The sequence below is a fragment of the Sinorhizobium chiapasense genome (assembly GCF_036488675.1).
Classification (GTDB): Bacteria; Pseudomonadota; Alphaproteobacteria; order Rhizobiales; family Rhizobiaceae; genus Sinorhizobium; species Sinorhizobium chiapasense.
Genome location: NZ_CP133148.1, coordinates 3,369,036 through 3,389,641, shown reverse-complemented (window position 1 = coordinate 3,389,641; position 20,606 = coordinate 3,369,036). Strand labels below are relative to the sequence as shown.

Genomic DNA, 20,606 nt, shown 5'->3' with positions numbered 1-20,606 from the left:
GCCATGATCCGGCCAGTCCCCTCGCAACGGAAGTATTTGCGGCATCCCTTTTAGTTGAGGCCGGCGCGAGAGCAAGGCCTGCGTGCGATCGGTCGCCATCAACGGCCGCCGCGGAGCATCCGGCTGAACGGATTTAAACTTTCCGAAAGGTCGTTGACCTATCGTGGCAACGGCCTGCGGGCTTTTCTTTGCAATTTTGAAGACGACAGCGGAGCCGCGGGTGAAGGCTATTTTCGGCAGATTGGGTCCTTCCAAAAGGCTGGTGGTCATCCTGTCCGCCGCGCTCAGTGTTTCGGCGGCATCCGGTGGTGCCGCCGTCTATGTCGGTCGCGACAGACTTATGTCCCGTCTCGCCGAGCCGTCGCCATCCGGGCTCGAATGTACGACGATCCGGACGCTGAAGCTCGATCATAAAGGCCAGCGCTGGGTCAGGATGCATGTAAAGACCGACAGGGCGAGCGGACCGGATCGCGTCAGGACGGCGCTGCGTGTGGTCGGTGCGCTATCGCACAAGGAGAAGGCCGACCTCTACCAGGTCGTCGTGCTCGACGCGGCGGGACCGGAGGAGCGCGCTGCGGTGCGCGGCGGCGCCATCGGTGCCGAGGTTCTTTTTGCTCCCGGCCCCCAGAGTGTCAGGGGGATGGAAGAGCCGTTCCGCGCTTCCTACAACGACGGGGCCGCGAGCGCCTCCGGCATGTTCCACGGCAAGACCGTTCGGCTCGAGCTTGACGAGGTGCGCGCCCTGATGAGCGCCATGGAAGATCGTTCGCTTTGCATCGATCCGTCTGCGGCGGCAGCGGAAGGCGCGGAGGCCGACGGAGCTGCCGAGGCGCCGGCCGGTCATTAAGGCAATCCTTCGGGACAGAAGCAAAAAGCCCGCCGGATGAGAGGCGGGCTTTGCGCGTGTTGAGGGTTCTTTTGCTGTCTAATCGGCCTTGTGGCGTCGGGCCGGGAACAGGATAACGTCGCGGATCGACGGTGCATTGGTCAGAAGCATGATCAGCCGGTCGACGCCGATGCCGAGGCCGCCGGCCGGCGGCATGCCCTGGTCGATCGCATCGAGGAATTCGTCGTCGAGCTGCTTTTCCAGTTCGCCGCGCGCGTGTGCCTGCCAGAGCTGCTCGACCATGCGGGCGCGCTGCTCTTCCGGATCGTTGAGTTCCGAGAAGGCGTTGCCGAGTTCCCAGGTGTTGCAATAGGTCTCGAAACGCTCGACGAGGCGAGGCTCGCCCGGAACCTCCTTGGCGAAGGGCGAGATGTCCTTCGGGAAATGCGTGACGTGGGCCGGCTGGATCAACGTCGGTTCGACCTTCTCCTCGAAGACGAAGGCGAGGCATTCACCCCAGGTCCAGTCCTTCTCGACCTCGAAGCCGGAGGCCCCGGTCGCGGCGCGCGCTTCCTCGTCGGTCTTCATCGCCAGGAAGTCGATGCCGGTCACCTCTTTGACGGCGTCCGGCATTGGTACTCGGCGGAACGGACCCTTGAAAGAGATCTCCTTGTCGCCGTAGGTGAATTCCGTCGTGCCGTGGATCGAGATCGCCAGTTCGGCGAACAGCCGCTCGACGAGGTCCATGATGTCCTCGTAGTCGGCATAGGCCCAGTAGCACTCCATCATCGTGAATTCCGGATTATGCCGGGTGGAGACGCCTTCGTTGCGGAAGTTGCGGTTGATCTCGAAGACCTTATCGGTCAGCCCCGAGACCAGCGTACGCTTCAGGTACAGTTCCGGCGCGATGCGCAGATACATGTCGAGCTTCAGCGTGTTGTGATGCGTCTTGAAGGGCTCGGCGGTTGCGCCGCCGTAGACCGAATGCAGCATCGGCGTCTCGACTTCCATGAAGCCGTCATTCTCCATGAAGCGGCGGATGCCCGATACGATGCGGCTGCGCTGCCGGAAGCGGAGCTTCGACTCCTCGTTGGTCATGATGTCGAGATGGCGCTTGCGGTAGCGCAGCTCGATGTCCGAGAGGCCATGCCACTTCTCCGGCATCGGCAGCAGCGACTTGGTCAGCATCGTGATTGCATGCGCGTTGATCGTCAGCTCGCCGCGCTTGGTGCGGCGGACAACGCCCGTAACGCCGATGATATCGCCGATGTCGATCATCGGCAGCAGCGCCCGCGCCTCTTCCGGCGTCGTGTCCTTGTGCGAGAAAATCTGGATCTTGCCGGAAGCGTCATGGATATCCATGAACATGCCGGAGTTGCGCGAGGAAAAGACGCGGCCGGCGACGGTCACGACGTCCTGCGTTTCCGTGTCCGGCTCCAGGCCCTCATATTTCGCCGCGAGTTCCGCGTTGGTCATCGTCCGGTGGAAATGCGCCGGATAGACATCGCCGATCTGCTCGCGCAGCAGCTTCAGCTTCTGTGCGCGTACTTCGGTAGCGTCGGAGGAAAGGCTGGCCGTTGCTGTCTTCTCGTTCATGGTCCTGTCCTTACTTTCCGCTGCCCGCCATCGACGCGACCACCTGGGCGGCGACCTTCAGGCGCTGGCGCACGACCGCGCGGCCGAGCAGTTCCATCGAATCGAACAGCGGCAGCGAGCGCTGCGAGCCCGACACGGCGACGAAGAGCGGCGCGACGATGGCCTTCAGCTTCTTGCCCATGCGCTCGGCGACCGCGCGCAGTTCCGCTTCGATCGATTCCTTGTTCCATTCGAGGATCTTTTCAAGATCCGGCTGAACGGTATTGAGGATCTCGAGCAGTTCTTCCGGCGAGGCCTTCACGCCGGCAAAAGCCGCTGGCTGCAGGCCGAGATCCGACTTAAACAGGAAGGCGGTGAGGTCGGGCAGTTCGCCGAGCTTCGAAATGCGCGACTGGGCGAGCTTCAGGCCCTCCTTGAGGCGATCGTTTTCCGCCGCCCAGGCGAAGATCCGTGCGGCGAAGTCTTCCTCGGAGAGCTTTTCGCGGATCCAGCGCGCGTTCAGCCAGTCGAGCTTCTGGATATCGAAGATCGCGCCGGCCTTGGAGAGGTTTTCGGGATCGAACTTCTCCGCCAGTTCGTCCATCGAGAGGAGTTCTTCGCCCTCGGCGATCTGGATGAAGAAGAGGCCGAGGAAGTTCATCAGCGCTTCCGGCAGGTAGCCGAGCGCCGTGTAGTAGGAGATCGAAGTCGGGTTCTTGCGCTTCGACAGCTTCGACTTGTCGGCATTGCGCATCAGCGACAGGTGCATGAATTTCGGCGGCTCAAGGCCGAGATACCGATAGATCAGGATGTGCTTCGGCACCGAAGCCAACCACTCCTCGCCGCGCGCGACATGGGTGATCTTCATCAGGTGGTCGTCGACGACGTTCGCCATGTGGTAGGTCGGCATGCCGTCGGCCTTGAGCAGGACCTGCATGTCGACGGCGTCCCACGGAATCTCGACGTCGCCATAGACGCCGTCGTGGAACTTGCACGAGCCTTCAGTCGGGATCTTCATGCGCACGACATGCGGCTCGCCGGCGGCGACGCGAGTGGTTACCTCCTCGGCCGAGAGGCTAAGGCACAGGCCGTCATACTTCGGTGGCTTGCCGGCGGCGCGCTGCGCCTCGCGCATCTGCTCCAGCCGTTCGGGCGTGCAGAAGCAGCGGAAGCCGTGGCCATTATCGACGATCTTCTCGACGTAGGGCTTGTAGATGTCCTTGCGGTCGCTCTGGCGATAGGGCCCGTACGGGCCACCGATATCGGGACCTTCGGACCACTTCAGCCCACACCATTTCAGCGCGTCGAGCACCTTCTGTTCGAACTCCGGCGTCGAGCGCGTCGCGTCTGTGTCCTCGATGCGCAGGATGAACTCGCCGCCGTGCTTCTTTGCAAAGAGATAGTTGAACAGCGCAATATAGGCTGTGCCGACATGCGGTTCGCCGGTAGGAGAGGGTGCAATGCGCACCCGGACTGCTGAATCTGCCATGGTCTGTGCCCGTTTCGACGTGCTTTTGGGCCCTTGCCGGAGTGCATTTCCGGCGTATGGGCGCGCATTTTATGGGAAGGAAAGGCCCACAAGGGTGCCGCACCAGCGGTATCGGCGGGCAATTCCAGTCGGCTGGCGTGAGACCATAGAAAGCCCCGCATGTCAACGGAAAGTGGACAAGGCCATTTCCCCTTGGCGCGGTTATGACGAGACGGTGCCGGAGAAAAGAAAGCGCCGGTTTAGGCCGATGAACCGTCCGGCATGTCGCAGTGATTTTGTTGGAACGTTCGCGGCCGTCAGGCGTTTATTCATCGAGGACGCGGACCGTGTCAACCGGACGCGACGGAAGTGGAGAATGCGGGAATTTTTCCGGTTTCCTCCCGTAACCAACGAAAACGGTAGTCGAACTCCCAACCCGTCCGGTTCGTATCCTCACTTGTCTCCCGCAGTCAAAGAGGCCTGCATTCGCCGAATGCAGGCCTCTTCATTTGGCATTTCGCGCGCGGCTATTACACGCTTCTCCTGGATTAGTGCAGCTTCTTGGCCTGCTGCTTTCGCAGCCGGGCGTTACGCGCCATCATGTTCAGCATCTCGACGAGGGCTGAGAACGCCATGGCCGCGTAGACGTAGCCCTTCGGAACGTGGAAGCCCATGCCCTCGGCCATCAGCGTTGTGCCGATCATCAGCAGGAAGGCAAGAGCCAGCATCACGATCGTCGGGTTTCTTTCGATGAAGTTGGCAAGCGGCGTCGCCGCAAGCAGCATGACGGTCACCGCGACGATGACGGCTGCTACCATGATCGGCAGATGCGGGGTCATGCCGACGGCGGTGATGATGCTGTCGACCGAGAAGACGAGGTCGAGCAGCAAGATCTGGCCGATCGCTGCGGCAAAGCTGTTGATCGCCGAAGTCGCGATGAAGTCCTCCCCATGATCGCTCGGATCGACATTGTGGTGGATCTCCTTGGTCGCCTTCCACACGAGAAAAAGACCACCGCCAAGCAGGATCATGTCCTTCCAGGAGAAGGGGTGGCCGAAGGCCTCGAAAACCGGCTGGGTCAGTTGCACGATCCAGGCAATCGTACCGAGCAGCGCCAGCCGCATGATCAGTGCAAGGCTGATGCCGACGCGGCGCGCGCTGACGCGGTGTTCGGGGGGAAGCTTGTTCGTGAGAATTGAAATGAAGATCAAGTTGTCGATGCCGAGCACGACCTCCATGACAATGAGCGTGATCAGAGCGACCCAAGCCTCGAGGCTTTGGGCGAGCGCCAGGATTTCCTGCATCGGCGATTTTTCCTCTCCTTGATCACGGCGATCTTGGTCGAAACGACCAAATCAATCAACATGACCGGTTCTGACAAATTGGAGCGGGGCGAGGAAAACCGCGCACAGTTTTCCTCGCCCCGCTCCTGGGCGCGTCGTCGCCCGGGATTCGCCAGAGTATTTAAGGACCATCGCCGCAGTGGCAAGCGCCGCTGCCTTTTCGCGGCTGCGTTTTACCGTTTACTGTTTTATCGGCACCCAAATTTCGACGACGCCCATTCCCGTACGAGGATCGAAGCGCTCGTCGTATTTCTCTATCAGGTCCGGAAGCTGGCCGTGCTCCAGCCCGGACTGCGGAAACCATGACCCGAAAATGTAGTGGGCGGTCGTGGTGATCGCCGATATGTGTCCTTTGTGGAGGAACACGGCATAGCGTTGCCTTGGCAACTTCAAAACGGTGAAGCTGTCCGGCAACCCGTCTGTATCGTCGACTTCTACCGAGGCCATGTAACGAAAGCGCCCGGCCTCGCCGTCCGACTGGGTGCATACGCCATAGGCGACATTCCCACGCTGGCCGGGCACATTGCCGAAATGGGCGTTGAAGCGCTGCCAGAGCGACGGGATGCCTTCGGTGCGATTGTAGGCATAGGTTTCAGCGAGACCGGCGAGGAGAAGTCCGGTGCTCTCCTCGAAACGGGGCGGTTCGATCTTCAAGGTACGTGCGTCGTCCATCCTGATCGGCTCCATCAGTTCGACATTGCGGATGTGCCCCTGCTTGCGGACGGACTCGGGTGTCACGCCGAACTGTTCGCGAAAGGCACGGGTGAAGGCCTCATGCGAGCCGTAGCCCGCATCGAGGGCCACTTCGAGAATGCCGGATGTGCCATCGGCGAGGGCCAGTGCGGCGCCGCTCAAGCGCCGGCCGCGGATGTAGGCGCTGATCGACCGACCGGTCGAAAGCCCGAACACGCGTGACAGATGGTAGCGCGAGAGGCCTGCGGCCTCGGCGATCTCTTCGAGCGATATGTCCTCGGCGAAATGGCTCTCGATGAACCAGATCGCCCTGCCGATGGCGCTCATGCTCACTCCCTTACAGCGCCGTGCGTCTTGTGAGAGGCGCAAAGGCGCTGCAGCACCGTAATAGTGCATGCACCTCTTACGGCCTCACAGGCGGGTGCGTTTGATCGCAATTGCTGGATTGACAGATAATGAGCGCGAAGACAGCGTCTTTTGTGTGTCTGATAAGACGCGCGGCGCGCTGACCCGGGCTTCAGCCGGCGTTCGAGTTCCGACCATAGGCGGCCAGGAATACACGGATGGCCGATCTCACGTTCTTCTCGATCCGGTCGGCCGAGGGTGCCTCGCACATACCGAAGAGGCGGCCCTTGAAGATTCCGGCCGAGGACAGTTCGATGAACTGCTTCGCGGCTAATTCCGTGTCATCGATCGACAGCGTGCCAGCCTCTACTTGCTGGTCGAGGTAAGTTTTCAGGACCGTGTAGCCGTTCTCCGGTGTTGCCGTGAAAAACCGCTGCGCCAGCCGCGGCATCCGATCGATCACGCTGAGCACGGTGCGCATGGCTCGGATCGTGTAGTCTGACGTCATGCTCGTCACCAGCGTTACGCCGAAATCATGAAGCGCGTCTTCGAGCGGCGCGTTGTCGTTCAGCAACTGCTTGACGCTATCCACGATGCGGCTGCGCTCGCGCGCGATAAGCGCCTCGAACAGGTCCTCTTTGTTTTCGAAATAGACGTAGAGCGTGCCCTTCGAAACGCCGGCCTCGCGGGTGATATCGTTCATGCTGGCAGCGTCGAAGTTGCTCCTCATGAAAACGCGTTTCGCGCCTTCAAGGATTTGCTCGCGTTTGGCCGGATCTTCGCCGGCAGCGTGCCGCCCACCGCTCGAAGGGTGCTGTTCTCGATCCTGCAGGGATTTTTCCTGCTCTAGGCTTTTCGCTGACGTCATGGCTGCCGGACGTTTCCACTCCTCACATCAGAATGATCCTGGATGAATTTATCCAAAACCATAAACACGGCCGATTCCAGTAAAGACAAGGGGCGGGGAGGAGCCCTCACACTTTTCTTTGCCCTTTGAGCAAATAATCGAACCGGCCAGTTCGATTGCCGCTTGATATGCGACGCAAAAGGCACTATGTCAAGCTCAATCGAACCGAACGGTTCAGTTCAATCTCAACAAAAACCGGTGTCATATGTCCGCTACCAGCACCTCCAGCGCTGCCCGTGTCCGTTCCGTCGGCGATGATTTTGAAGTCGTGGATAATCCGCAGGCCGAGGTCACCGCGCCTCAAAGCGAGGCCCCGTCGGTCGCGGAGCGCCCGGCCGCTGACGTTGCCGCGCCCCAGAAAAAACGCCGCAAGCTGGTGCTGCCGGTCCTGGGGCTGGCGCTGCTCGCTGCCGCTGCCTGGTACGGCTATGACTGGTGGACGAACGGGCGTTTCATGGTTTCGACCGATGACGCCTATATCGAGGGTGACATCGCGACCATCTCGCCGAAGGTATCCGGCTATGTCGCCAAGGTCGACGTGATCGCCAACCAGCATGTGAAGGCGGGTGATCCACTGGTTACGCTCGACGACGGCGATTATCGCATCGCTGCCGAGCAGGCCGAGGCGCAGATCGCCACGCAGAAGCTGGCGCTCAGCCGCTTCGATGCGCAGATCGCCGGGGCAAAGGCGAGCCTCAGCCAGGCCGAAGCCCAGAAGACAGCCCTTGAGGCGACCGTCCGCGGCGCCGAGCTGACCCAGAAGCGCGCCAGCGACCTCCAGTCCAAGGCCGTCGGAACCGTTGCCTCGCGCGACAATGCCGATGTCGCACTCGATCAGGCGCGCGCAAATCTCGTCGGTGCCGAGGCCAATATCGCCGCGGCCAAGGCAAATATCACCGTCCTCGAGGCGCAGCGTACCGAGGCGGAAAGCACGATCCGCTCGCTGGAGCTTGCGCGCGACAAGGCCAATCGTGACCTGGGCTTCACGGTGCTCAAGGCACCCTATGACGGCGTCGTCGGCAATGTCGCGGTTCAGGTCGGCGATCTCGTTTCCGCCGGACAGCGTCTCGCGGCCCTCGTTCCGGTGGACCAGCTCTATATCGATGCCAATTTCAAGGAAACACAGATCGCGCATCTGGTGCCGGGCTCCAAGGTCCAGATCCATGTCGATGCCTATGAGGACCACCCGATCGAAGGTACTGTCGCCTCGATCTCGCCGGCCTCCGGCTCGGTCTTCTCACTGCTGCCGGCGGAAAATGCGACCGGCAACTTCACCAAGGTCATCCAGCGCGTTCCGGTGCGCATAAAGCTGCCGGCCGACGTTCTGGCCGAAGGGCATTTGCGCGCGGGCTTGAGCGTCGTCGTCGACGTCGATACCCGCACGGCGCCCGATCAGTCGAAAGTGGCTGCAGCAAAGTAAGCCGCGTAGCGGACGAGGAGTGGCGTAGATGGCCGCAACGGCAACGGCAGGTTCGGTCGCGGTAACCGCGCCCAGAGCCGAGGAGCATATGGACCCGAGACGGCTGATCGCCTTCTTTGCGATGGTGGTCGGCATGTTCATGGCGATCCTCGACATTCAGATCGTGTCGGCCTCGCTCGCCGAAATCCAGGCCGGCCTTTCGGCCGGATCGGACGAGATCGGCTGGGTGCAGACCGCCTATCTCATCGCCGAAGTCATCATGATCCCTTTGTCGGGCACGCTCGCCCGCATCGTCTCGACGCGGGTGCTGTTTTCCGTCGCCGCGGCCGGCTTCACGGCGTCGAGCGCACTTGCTGCGACCGCCACCAATATCGACCAGATGATCATCTACCGGGCGATCCAGGGCTTTATCGGCGGCGGCATGATCCCGTCGGTCTTCGCCGCCGCCTTCACGATCTTCCCGCCGTCGAAGCGCAACGTCGTCTCGCCGATCATCGGCCTCATCGCAACGCTCGCGCCGACCATCGGCCCGACGGTCGGCGGCTATCTGAGCCACGCCTTCTCCTGGCACTGGCTGTTTCTCGTCAATGTCATCCCAGGCATCATCGTCGCGACGCTCACCTGGACCTTCATCGACTTCGACAAGCCCGAACTCGGGCTGATGAAGAAGTTCGACTGGTGGGGACTCGCCTCCATGGCGGTCTTCCTCGGCTCGCTCGAATATGTGCTGGAGGAGGGGAACGCCAACGACTGGTTCAATGACGACCACATCGTCATCGGCGCGGTTGCCGCAGCGCTTGCTGCCGCCGTGTTCTTCTATCGCGCCTTCAAGGTCGAGTTCCCGGTGGTCGATCTCAGGGCCTTCACCAATCGCAACTTCGCCTTCGGTTCGCTCTTCTCCTTCGTCATGGGCATCGGGCTCTACGGCCTCACCTATCTCTACCCGCTCTATCTCGGGAGCATACGCGGTTACGATTCGCTGATGATCGGCGAGACCATGTTCGTCTCGGGTCTCGCCATGTTCGTCACGGCGCCGGTCGCCGGCTTCCTCTCCGGGCGGCTGGATCCGCGGGTGCTGATGACCGTCGGCTTTGCCGGCTTTGCGGCCGGCACGTGGACGATGAGCCAATTGACCGCCGACTGGGACTTCTGGGAACTGCTCGTGCCGCAGATCCTGCGCGGCTGCTCGCTGATGCTCTGCATGGTGCCGATCAACAACATCGCGCTCGGCACGCTGCCGCCCGCCCGTATCCGTAACGCGTCCGGCCTCTATAATCTGACGCGCAACCTCGGCGGTGCGGTCGGCCTTGCGGTCATCAATTCCATCCTGACGCAGCGCCAGGATTTCCACTATGCCCGGCTTGCCGAGCACATCCAGTGGGGCAACTCGGAGGCGGTCGAGCGGCTCCGGAACATGGCCTCGAGTTTCACCGCTCACGGCCTCGACGGAACGACGATCGCGGTCAAGCAACTGGCGGCGATGGTTCAGAAGCAGGCGGTGATCCTGTCCTTTATCGACGTCTTCGTGATTTTGACGGCGCTGTTCCTGTCGCTGATCATTGGCGTCATGATGATCAGCAAGCCGCACGGCGCCGGTCCCGGCGGCAGCGGTCACTGACGAAAATGCGGCACGCTTTACGTGCCGCGCCGCCTGCTGCACACTCCATGGCGGCTGAAGCCGATGGGTGAGCCAGTTCCGTTCGTGCCGGAGGCGGACTTCGCTGCGGGAGGTGTCCAACGTGAGCAATCCGGATTGCTGCGGCCTGTCCCGACGGACCTTTCTCGCGACGGCTGCGGGCGCAGGTGTGTCGATCCTCGCCGGTCGCGTCCGTGCTGCCAACGCGTGGCCTCCGGTCGATGCCACTTTTCTTTTCTCCAACGACATTCACGCCTGCATCGTTTCCGCCGAAGGGCTGGCGCCGAATTGCGAGGCAGAGGGCAAGACCGACGCCAGCCTCTTGCGCCATGTCGCGGCGCTCAACGCCATTTCCGCGCAGCACTGGCCTGCGACGATCGATGGGGACCCAAGCGGCCTCGCCGGTGCGGGGCAGAAAATCGGGCGCCCGCTCGGCCTTGTTCTCGGCGGCGACATCACAGACGATGGCGGCGGTCAGGTTCGCCAGCCGCGCGAGGGACGGCAGTTGCAGCAGTTCCAGAGCCGATACGAGCAACGTCCAGGCCCGCAACACATTCACTTTCCCGTCTATGTCGGGCTCGGAAACCATGATCTCGATCAGGACGGTCCCCCACCGAATGGCGACTGGTACCGCCGGGAACTGCGCGATTATGTCGAGTTTACGCACCGCCAGACGGTATTCCACAAGCCGCCGGTGCCGGTGACGAACTACGATCCGTTGTCGGACAGCTATTCCTGGGACTGGGGCGGCCTGCATCTTGTCCAATTGCAGCGCTTCGGCGGCGACGAGAGCAAGGGCGCGGTGAGCGGCCTTGGCTGGCTCAAAGGGGACCTTGCGTATTACGCCGCCGACGGCCGGCCGGTCGTGCTGTTCCAGCATTATGGCTGGGATGCGTTTTCAACGGAGGTCTGGGACACAACGGCGGAGACCTTCGACGATCAGGGGGACGGGAAGCCCCACTGGTGGAGCCCCGAGCAGCGGCAGGCGTTGCTTGACGCGCTGAAAGATTGCAATGTCGTCGGTCTTTTCCACGGGCATGAACATGACCGGGTCATGGCCTACCGCGCCGGCAGGCTCGATCTCTTCAAGCCGAAGGCGGCCTATCTCGGCGGCTTTGCCGTCGTTCGCATCACCGACGCCTTCATGGACGTCGCTTTCGGCGAAGCTCAGGGCGAGGCCGGCCGCATCGTTTTCACCCACGCCTTCAGCAAGCGCTTCTCCTGAAACGCCTCGCCGGAAGATGGCGGATCCGGTTTCGTCCGCGTTGGCGACAATTTTGATTTACGTACATCAAAAATTCCTCTAAGGGGTTCCCCGGGGAGGAAGGGATGCGACCAACGGTTCACGATATCGCCGCGAAGGCGGGCGTCAGCCTGGCGACCGTCGACCGGGTTCTCAACAATCGCCCAGGCGTCAGGAGCGTCACACGTGACAAGGTCGAGCGCGCGATTGCCACGCTCGGCTATGTGCGCGATGTCGCCGCCGCCAACCTCGCCAAAGGTCGCAACTACCCGTTCGTCTTCATCCTGCCGGCGGGCGATAATTCGTTCATGCGCGGACTCGAGGGCGAGGTGCGTGCCGCAATGGCGCGTTCCGCTTCCGAGCGAACGCAGATCACCATTCTTCCCGTTCCGGCCTTTGACACGCAGGCCCTCGTGCAGGCGCTGTCGGACGCCCATCAGCGCCGGCCGGCCGGGGTGGCCGTCGTCGCCGTCGACGCCCCGGAAGTGGCCGAGGCCGTGAGGCAGCTGCGGCGCGACGGCATCGCGGTCGTGACGCTTGTGTCGGACCTGCCGGGATCGGAACGCGATCATTTTGCCGGCGTCGACAACATTGCGGCGGGACGCACAGCCGGTACGCTGTTGGGCCGTTTTACGGGTGGCCGCGCAGGTCCGATCGCCGTGCTGGCCGGCTCGATGCTGGTACGCGACCATTGCGACCGCCTGGAGGGCTTTAGCGCCGTCATGGCCGAGGAATTTCCGGCGCGCCCGATTCTTCCCGTGATCGAAGGGCAGGACGATCCAGTACTCGTCGAAAAACTGGTGCACGCGCTCGTCGAGCGCGAGCCGAACCTGGCCGGTATCTACAGCCTCGGCGCCGGCAATCGCGGTCTCGTCGCCGCGCTCGAGAAGACCGGCAAGAGCAAGGCGATCTGCGCGATCGCCCACGAGTTGACGCCGCATAGCCGCAGCGCGCTTCGTTCCGGCACGATCGACGCCGTGCTTAACCAGGATGCCGGGCACGAGGTGAGAAGCGCGATCCGCGTTCTCAAAGCCAGGGCCGATGGGCTCGCCGTGATCGAGGCGCAGGAACGCATCCGCATCGACATTTTCCTGAAGGACAACCTGCCGAGCGAGCAGGCATAGGAGGACCCCCATGTATCTCGGACTGGATCTCGGCACGTCCGGCGTCAAGGCAACGCTGATCGATGGTGAGCAGAAGATCATCGGCTCGGCATCCGGAGCGCTCGACGTTTCGCGGCCGCATCCCGGCTGGTCGGAACAGGATCCGGCCGACTGGGTCCGCGCCACGGAGGAGGCGATCGCCGGCCTCAAGACGGCGCATCCGGACGCGCTTGCCGCCGTCCGCGGCATCGGTCTCTCCGGCCAGATGCACGGCGCGACGCTGCTCGACGAGAATGACGCCGTGCTTCGTCCCTGCATTCTGTGGAACGATACCCGCAGTTTCCGCGAGGCAGCAGCCCTCGACAGCGATCCGCAGTTCCGTCAGCTGACCGGTAATATCGTTTTTCCCGGATTCACCGCGCCGAAGCTCGCCTGGGTGCGCGAGAACGAGCCGGAAATTTTCGCCAAGGTGCGCTGGGTCCTGCTTCCCAAGGACTATCTCCGCCTGTGGCTGACCGGCGAGCACATTTCGGAAATGTCCGATTCCGCCGGCACATCCTGGCTCGACACGGGCAAGCGCAAGTGGTCGGAGAGCCTGCTTGCGGCGACCCATCTCGACGAACGGCAGATGCCGGACCTCGTCGAAGGCACGGAGAGCGCCGGCACGCTCAGGCCGGAACTCGCGAGCCGCTGGGGCATGGGCGTTGGCGCTGTCGTTGCCGGCGGCGCGGGCGACAACGCGGCCTCTGCCTGTGGCATGGGCACGGTTACCGAGGGGCAGGCCTTCGTGTCGCTCGGCACCTCCGGCGTGCTCTTCGCCGCCAATGCAAGCTACCTCCCCAATCCCGAAAGCGCAGTCCATGCCTTCTGCCATGCGCTCCCGAATACCTGGCACCAGATGGGCGTCATCCTCTCGGCGACCGATGCGCTCAACTGGCATTCGGGCGTCACCGGCAGGAGTGCCGCAGAGCTTGCCGGCGAACTCGGTGACGTCCTCAAGGCGCCTGGTTCCGTCACTTTCCTTCCCTATCTTTCCGGCGAGCGCACGCCCCACAACGATGCGGCGATCCGCGGCGCCTTTACGGGACTCGGTCACGAAAGCTCGCGTGCGGTGCTGACGCAGGCGGTGCTCGAAGGGGTTTCCTTTGCGATCCGCGACAGCCTGGAGGCGCTCCGCGCGGCCGGCACGACGCTCAGCCACGTGACCGCGATCGGCGGCGGATCGCGCTCACGCTACTGGCTGAAGTCGATCGCCACGGCGCTGAACCTGCCGGTCGATCTGCCGGCGGACGGCGATTTTGGCGCCGCCTTCGGCGCGGCGCGGCTCGGCCTGATCGCGGCGACCGGCGCCGATCCTGTTGCAACCTGTTTCGCACCGGCAACGGCCGAAACCATCGCGCCGGACGCGTCGCTGGTTTCGGCCTATGAGGATGCCTATCAGCGTTATCGTCGCCTCTATCCGGCGATCAGGGATGCAACGCTATGATCGGCCGCGGCGCATCCGACCGTCGCTTATTGCGCCGGGATCTTGTCGAGGAAGCCGGTCACCTGTTTCAACCGGCCATCCTCGATGAGGCCGAAATCCGTGCCCTCGATGACCGAGGTTCCGTTCGGCCCGAGCGTCCAGGAAAAGCGGATCATGTCGGAGAACCCGTCCGGCTTGCCCTTGAGGGCGAAGCGGAAGCCGGGGAACTGATGTTGCACGCCGGCAATCAGCGTGTTGATCGCCTCGTGGCCATCGCCCTGCATGACCGGGTCGCGGTAGCCGATCTCCGGCGTGAACGCCCTTTCGACAAGCGCGCCGCGCTTTGCGGCATCGGTCTCGTTCCAGGCGGCGATATAGGCTTCGGCAATGTGTTCGAGGTCGTGCATCGGAATTTTCCTTTCGGTTTGCGTTTCGATGTGCCGACTGTCGGCGAACGAGGGAATGAAACCAATTACCTTCCACGTAATGGCCGGCTGCCGCTTGGCGCCGGCAACCCATCATCCATGAGAGGAGCAAGACCGTGAGCACGGGATTTTTCGGCGATATCGCCAAGATCAAATATGAGGGACCGGAGAGCACAAACCCGCTCGCCTTCCGTCACTATAACCCGGACGAAATCGTTCTCGGCAAGCGGATGGAGGATCACCTTCGCTTTGCCGTCGCCTATTGGCACACCTTCGTCTGGCCGGGCGGCGATCCCTTCGGCGGCCAGACCTTCGAGCGTCCCTGGTTCAAGGACACGATGGATGCCGCGAAGCTGAAGGCCGACGTGGCGTTCGAATTCTTCCAGCTCCTCGGCGTGCCGTTCTACTGCTTCCACGATGCGGACGTGCGCCCGGAGGGCCGGAACTTCGCGGAGAATACCGGCAATCTCAACGAGATCGTCGACTATTTCGCGAAGAAGCAGGCCGAGACCGGCGTCAAGCTGCTCTGGGGCACGGCGAACCTCTTCTCGAACCGGCGCTACATGTCGGGGGCGGCGACCAATCCGGATCCGGACGTTTTCGCCTTTGCCGCAGCAACGGTGAAGACCTGCATCGACGCGACGCAGAAGCTCGGCGGCGAGAATTATGTCCTCTGGGGCGGACGCGAGGGCTACGAGACCCTGCTCAACACCGATCTCAAGCGTGAACTCGACCAGCTCGGCCGTTTCGTCAATCTGGTGGTCGAGTACAAACACAAGATCGGTTTCAAGGGTACGATCCTGATCGAGCCGAAGCCGCAGGAGCCGACCAAGCACCAGTACGACTTCGACGTCGCGACCGTCTACGGCTTCCTCAAGAAGTACGGTCTCGAGAAAGAGGTGAAGGTCAACATCGAGCAGGGCCATGCGATCCTCGCCGGTCACTCCTTCGAGCACGAGCTGGCGCTTGCCAATGCGCTCGGCATCTTCGGTTCGATCGACATGAACCGCAACGACTACCAGTCCGGCTGGGACACCGACCAGTTCCCGAACAACGTTCCGGAAATGGCGCTCGCCTATTACCACGTGCTCGCGGGCGGCGGCTTCAAGACGGGCGGCACCAATTTCGACGCGAAACTCCGGCGTCAGTCGATCGATCCGGAAGACCTCTTGATCGGCCATATCGGCGGCATGGATTGCTGCGCGCGCGGTCTCAAGGCGGCGGCGAAGATGATCGAGGACAAGGCGCTCTCCGCGCCGCTCGAAAAGCGCTATGCCGGCTGGACCGTGCCGGAGGCGAAGAAGATGCTCGACGGCGGCTTCTCGCTCGACGAGATCGAGGCCTGGGTGCGCAAGGCCGACCTCAATCCGCAACCGAAATCCGGCAAGCAGGAACTCTTGGAGAACGTGGTCAACCGCTACGTTTAATCGCTGCGAGGGATGGGCGCTCCTGTTCCGGGGCACCCGTCCGCTCACTCGAATACATCACCACGCGCTTTGGCGGGAACCGAAAATCTGGCTTGCATGACAGGTAGAAGCGGGATTGCCCCTCGCGAAAAATCTGCTAGCTTCTGCCTCCTGCAACGTTTCAGGTCTATCAGCTATCGCGAAAATTAGGGTGCAGGTGCACCTTTTCCAGCAACCGGCCATGCTGGCCGGAATCGTGATCCAGGGAGGAAAATCGGGATGAAGACCATCAAGGGCCCAGGGCTTTTTCTTGCGCAGTTCGCCGGTGACACGGCTCCGTTCAATTCCTGGGACTCGATCACCAAATGGGCGGCCGACTGCGGCTACAAGGGGGTGCAGATTCCGAGCTGGGATGGGCGGCTGTTCGACCTGAAGAAGGCTGCCGAGTCCAAGACCTACTGCGACGAGGTCGCCGGAAGAGCGCGCGACAACGGCGTCGAGATCACCGAGCTTTCGACCCATCTGCAGGGCCAACTCGTCGCCGTGCATCCGGCCTATGACGAGGCTTTCGACGGTTTCGGCGCGCCGGAAGTGCGCGGCAATCCGAAGGCGCGCCAGCAATGGGCGGTCGAGCAGGTGAAGATGGCGCTGACGGCGTCCCGCAATCTCGGTTTGAATGCAATGGCGAGCTTCTCCGGGGCGCTCGCCTGGCCCTTCGTCTATCCCTGGCCGCAGCGTCCGGCGGGGCTCGTGGAGACAGCCTTCGACGAGCTTGCCCGGCGATGGAAGCCGATCCTCGATCATGCCGAGGATTGCGGTGTCGACGTCTGCTACGAGATCCACCCGGGCGAAGACCTGCACGACGGCATCACCTACGAGATGTTCCTGGAACGCACCGGCAACCACGCCCGCGCCTGCATGCTCTACGATCCGTCGCACTACGTGCTGCAATGCCTGGACTACCTCGACAATATCGACATCTACAAGGACCGCATCCGGATGTTCCACGTCAAGGACGCGGAATTCAATCCGACCGGCCGGCAGGGCGTCTATGGCGGCTACCAGGGCTGGGTGAACCGCGCCGGCCGTTTCCGCTCGCTCGGTGACGGCCAGGTCGATTTCGGCGCAGTTTTCTCGAAGATGGCCGCCAATGATTTCGCCGGCTGGGCGGTCGTCGAGTGGGAGTGTTGCCTGAAGCATCCGGAAGACGGCGCACGCGAAGGCGCCGACTTCGTCAAGCACCACATCATCCGCGTCACCGAGAAGGCCTTCGACGATTTCGCCGACAGCGGAACGGACGAGGCGGCTAACCGGCGGATGTTGGGAATCTAGGCAGGCACTAGTCGCCTGCCCCTCACCCTAACCCTCTCCCCGCACGCGGGGAGAGGGGACGCGCCCCACCGACGCGAGGGGAGGCGTTGCCACCAGTCCTTCTCCCCGCTTGCGGGGAGAAGGACTGGTGGCAGGCGGATGAGGGGCAATGGCAACCGCAAACACTTCAGGAGAGGAAGAATACGATGGCAATAGAGGGAAGAAGCACGGAAAGTCGTCAAAAGCGCATCCGGCTTGGCATGGTTGGTGGCGGTTCCGGCGCCTTCATCGGAGCGGTCCATCGCATCGCGGCAAGGCTCGATGATCATTACGAGCTCGTCGCGGGCGCGCTGTCGTCGACGCCGGAAAAGGCGCAAGCCTCCGGCCGTGAACTGGGGCTCGATCCGAAGCGCGTCTATTCGGACTTCAAGGAGATGGCGATCCGCGAGGCGAAGCTCAAGGACGGGATCGAGGCGGTGGCGATCGTAACGCCCAACCATGTCCACTACGCCGCCGCCAAGGAGTTTCTGAAGCGCGGCATCCACGTCATCTGCGACAAGCCGCTGACTTCGACGCTCGCCGATGCGAAAAAGCTCAAGAAGGCGGCAGACGAAAGCGATGCGCTGTTCGTGCTGACGCACAATTACACTGGCTATCCGATGGTTCGCCAGGCGCGCGAAATGGTGGCGAACGGCGATATCGGCGCCGTCCGGCTCGTGCAGATGGAATATCCGCAGGACTGGCTGACGGAGAACATCGAGGAATCCGGCCAGAAGCAGGCCGCATGGCGTACCGATCCGGCCCGGTCCGGCGCCGGCGGTTCCACCGGTGACATCGGCACCCACGCCTACAACCTCGGCTGCTTCGTCTCCGGTCTCGAACTCGAGGAGCTCTCCGCCGATCTCGACAGCTTCGTCGGCGGGCGCCAGCTCGACGACAATGCCCATGTGATGATGCGTTTCAAGGCAAAGCACGGCGCGCGCGCCAAGGGCATGCTCTGGTGTAGCCAGGTCGCACCCGGCCATGAGAACGGCCTGATGGTTCGAGTCTACGGCACCAAGGGCGGCCTCGAATGGACGCAGAAGGACCCGAACTATCTCTGGTATACGCCCTTTGGCGAGCCGAAGCGCCTGCTGACGCGCGCCGGTGCCGGTGCCGGGCCCGCGGCCGCCCGCGTCTCGCGCGTGCCCTCCGGCCATCCGGAAGGTTATCTCGAAGGCTTCGCCAATATCTACTCGGAAGCCGCACGGGCGATTTTCGCCAAGCGCAACGGCGAGAAGGTGGATGCGGCCGTCACCTATCCGACGATCGATGACGGCATGAAGGGCATGGTCTTCGTCGATGCCTGCGTGCAGTCCTCGAAGCGCAACGGCACCTGGATCAAGGTCTGACCTAGACGGGTCGAGGAGGGCGGGAAGTCCCGCCCTTTTCGCGGGTTGACATTTGCCGTTGGGGGTTTAGGCCACGTTCGAAAACAAGAGCTGGATGAGGAAAGCGTGTGCGGTTTTCCGGCTGTATCCCGCTCTACCCGACAAAAATGCAGCAGCGTCGGTCTCGGCGTGCGGCTGCGCAGACGACGAGGCTGAACAATGATCGAAGCCAAGAAACTCGCAGAACGCTTCCCTGGAGACTTTGTCTTCGGAGTAGCCACCGCATCGTTCCAGATCGAGGGGGCGAGCAAGGCGGATGGGCGCAAGCCATCCATCTGGGATGCCTTTTCCAACATGCCGGGCCGCGTCTTCGAGCGCCACAACGGCGACGTCGCTTGCGATCATTACAATCGGCTGGAGCAGGATCTCGATCTTATCAAGAGCCTGGGCGTCGAAGCCTATCGCTTCTCGATCGCCTGGCCGCGCATAGTTCCGGAGGGCACCGGACCGATCAACGAGAAGGGCCTCGATTTCTACGACCGGCTTGTCGACGGCTTGAAAGCCCGCGGCATCAATGCCTTCGCGACCCTGTATCATTGGGACCTGCCGCTCGCGCTAATGGGCGACGGCGGCTGGACGGCGCGCACGACCGCCTACGCCTACCAACGCTATGCCAAGACCGTCATCGCCCGCCTCGGCGACAGGCTCGATGCGGTCGCCACCTTCAACGAGCCCTGGTGTTCGGTATGGCTCAGCCATCTCTACGGCATTCACGCCCCGGGCGAGCGCAACATGGATGCGGCGCTCGCCGCGCTCCACTTCACCAATCTCGCCCATGGCCTTGGCGTCGAGGCGATCCGCTCCGAGAGCTCGCGCCTGCCGACGGGCATCGTCATCAACGCCCATTCGGTCTATCCGGGCAGCACCAGCGCCATGGACAAGGCCGCGGCCGAGCGCGCGTTCGACTTCCACAATGGCGTCTTCTTTGGCCCGATCTTCAAGGGCGAATACCCTGAGGGTTTCCTGTCGGCGCTTGGCAGTCGGATGCCGCTGATCGAGGACGGCGACATGGCGACGATCGCGCAGCCGCTCGATTGGTGGGGCCTCAACTACTACACGCCGATGCGGGTCTCCGATGATCCGACCAAGGGCGCGGAATACCCGGCAACAGTCAATGCCAAGCCGGTCAGCGAAGTGAAGACCGATATCGGCTGGGAAGTCTATGCGCCGGCGCTCGGCACGCTCGTCGAAACGCTCAATGCCCACTACAAGCTGCCCGACTGCTACATCACCGAGAATGGCGCCTGCTACAACATGGGGGTCGAGAACGGCGTCGTCGACGATCAGCCGCGACTCGACTACATCGCCGACCACCTGTCGGTCACCGCGGACCTTATCGCCAAGGGCTATCCGATGCGTGGCTATTTCGCCTGGAGCCTGATGGATAATTTCGAATGGGCCGAGGGCTACCGGATGCGCTTCGGCATCGTCCATGTGGACTACGAGACGCAGGTCCGCACGATCAAGAAGAGCGGCCACTGGTACAAGGAATTGGCGGATCAGTTCCCGAAGGGTAACCACAGGACAGCTTAGATCATTTCATTGTTTCACTGAAACACTGAAATGATCTAACTCCTTGAAACCACGCAATTCCGGACGGAAAACCGTTACGCACTTTTCCTGGAATTGCTCTAGGTCGTGTGGACAGCTACGGTGCGAGTACGCAACGACTGCGGTGATCGCTAACCCGCTCTGGCCGCGACCGTTCTGGATAAAAAGAGTAGACTTTTGCTCCAGCCTGCGTGGCTTCGCAAAAATGTACCTGTGAAACGGGTCCGCCTGCCGTCATAAGAAGCCATGTTCCATGGCATGGCAGCCATGCCACGGAGGCGTTGAACCGACCGGTTGTCCGATGATAGAGAGTTGCTCCGTGTTCCGAATGCGTTGTCGAATGTCGGCCTGACCAGACACGCTTTCCCTTCCCCGCCTATTCGTCCGGGACCAGAATTTCGAACATCCGAGAGCATCATGTATCCTTCCATCGCTGTGATCCCTCTTATGGGGGCGACC

General features: G+C 62.4%; 16 protein-coding genes. 10 read left to right on the top strand and 6 right to left on the bottom strand.

What is annotated here, in order from left to right; genetic code table 11:
* The first annotated feature begins 220 nt into the window (after positions 1–220).
* The gene (locus RB548_RS16285) at positions 221–847 is read left to right on the top strand and encodes a hypothetical protein (protein ID WP_331372287.1); all 627 of its coding nucleotides are present in this window, start codon (positions 221–223) and stop codon (positions 845–847) included.
* Between the two features lie 78 nt (positions 848–925).
* On the opposite strand, the gene lysS is transcribed toward RB548_RS16285, so the two are convergent.
* The 5 genes from lysS to RB548_RS16260 all read right to left on the bottom strand — a co-directional run bounded on the left by lysS (position 926) and on the right by RB548_RS16260 (position 7,118).
* Entirely contained in the window at positions 926–2,422 is a 1,497-nt protein-coding gene (gene lysS / locus RB548_RS16280; RefSeq protein WP_331372286.1) for a lysine--tRNA ligase, read from the bottom strand.
* A 10-nt stretch (positions 2,423–2,432) separates the two neighbouring features.
* Entirely contained in the window at positions 2,433–3,890 is a 1,458-nt protein-coding gene (gene gltX / locus RB548_RS16275) for a glutamate--tRNA ligase (RefSeq protein ID WP_331372285.1), read from the bottom strand.
* Positions 3,891–4,417: 527 nt separating this feature from the next.
* Positions 4,418–5,173, bottom strand: a complete 756-nt coding sequence (locus RB548_RS16270; RefSeq protein ID WP_331372284.1) for a TerC family protein — start codon at positions 5,171–5,173, stop codon at positions 4,418–4,420.
* Positions 5,174–5,392: 219 nt separating this feature from the next.
* Positions 5,393–6,232, bottom strand: a complete 840-nt coding sequence (locus RB548_RS16265; RefSeq protein WP_331372283.1) for an AraC family transcriptional regulator — start codon at positions 6,230–6,232, stop codon at positions 5,393–5,395.
* 190 nt (positions 6,233–6,422) lie between these two features.
* Positions 6,423–7,118 (bottom strand): TetR/AcrR family transcriptional regulator, encoded by a 696-nt coding sequence (locus tag RB548_RS16260; RefSeq protein ID WP_331372282.1) that lies wholly within the window; start codon positions 7,116–7,118, stop codon positions 6,423–6,425.
* A gap of 244 nt (positions 7,119–7,362) precedes the next feature.
* Here RB548_RS16260 and RB548_RS16255 point away from each other — a divergent pair, with 244 nt between their 5' ends.
* From RB548_RS16255 to xylB, 5 genes are all read left to right on the top strand, one after another.
* Positions 7,363–8,577, top strand: a complete 1,215-nt coding sequence (locus RB548_RS16255; protein ID WP_331372281.1) for an HlyD family secretion protein — start codon at positions 7,363–7,365, stop codon at positions 8,575–8,577.
* Positions 8,578–8,605: 28 nt separating this feature from the next.
* On the top strand, positions 8,606–10,195 hold the full coding sequence (locus RB548_RS16250; RefSeq protein ID WP_331372280.1) for a DHA2 family efflux MFS transporter permease subunit: 1,590 nt from the start codon (positions 8,606–8,608) through the stop codon (positions 10,193–10,195).
* A gap of 121 nt (positions 10,196–10,316) precedes the next feature.
* Positions 10,317–11,438 carry a metallophosphoesterase gene (locus RB548_RS16245; RefSeq protein ID WP_408642377.1) on the top strand — a complete coding sequence of 374 codons (1,122 nt, stop codon included), beginning with the start codon at positions 10,317–10,319 and terminating at the stop codon, positions 11,436–11,438.
* A 104-nt stretch (positions 11,439–11,542) separates the two neighbouring features.
* Complete coding sequence (locus tag RB548_RS16240; protein ID WP_331372279.1) at positions 11,543–12,580, top strand: LacI family DNA-binding transcriptional regulator; 1,038 nt, start codon at positions 11,543–11,545, stop codon at positions 12,578–12,580.
* Between the two features lie 10 nt (positions 12,581–12,590).
* Positions 12,591–14,045, top strand: coding sequence for a xylulokinase (xylB, locus tag RB548_RS16235; RefSeq protein ID WP_331372278.1), 1,455 nt, complete (start codon positions 12,591–12,593; stop codon positions 14,043–14,045).
* Positions 14,046–14,071: 26 nt separating this feature from the next.
* Here xylB and RB548_RS16230 read toward each other — a convergent pair whose 3' ends face one another.
* Positions 14,072–14,431, bottom strand: coding sequence for a nuclear transport factor 2 family protein (locus tag RB548_RS16230; RefSeq protein ID WP_331372277.1), 360 nt, complete (start codon positions 14,429–14,431; stop codon positions 14,072–14,074).
* Positions 14,432–14,565: 134 nt separating this feature from the next.
* On the opposite strand from RB548_RS16230, the gene xylA reads away from it, so the two are divergent.
* From xylA to RB548_RS16210, 4 genes are all read left to right on the top strand, one after another.
* Complete coding sequence (gene xylA, locus RB548_RS16225) at positions 14,566–15,876, top strand: xylose isomerase (protein WP_331372276.1); 1,311 nt, start codon at positions 14,566–14,568, stop codon at positions 15,874–15,876.
* Positions 15,877–16,134: 258 nt separating this feature from the next.
* On the top strand, positions 16,135–17,187 hold the full coding sequence (locus RB548_RS16220) for a sugar phosphate isomerase/epimerase family protein (protein ID WP_331372275.1): 1,053 nt from the start codon (positions 16,135–16,137) through the stop codon (positions 17,185–17,187).
* Between the two features lie 185 nt (positions 17,188–17,372).
* Complete coding sequence (locus tag RB548_RS16215; protein ID WP_331372274.1) at positions 17,373–18,557, top strand: Gfo/Idh/MocA family protein; 1,185 nt, start codon at positions 17,373–17,375, stop codon at positions 18,555–18,557.
* Positions 18,558–18,755: 198 nt separating this feature from the next.
* Positions 18,756–20,129 (top strand): GH1 family beta-glucosidase, encoded by a 1,374-nt coding sequence (locus RB548_RS16210; RefSeq protein ID WP_331372273.1) that lies wholly within the window; start codon positions 18,756–18,758, stop codon positions 20,127–20,129.
* Positions 20,130–20,606: the final 477 nt, after the last annotated feature.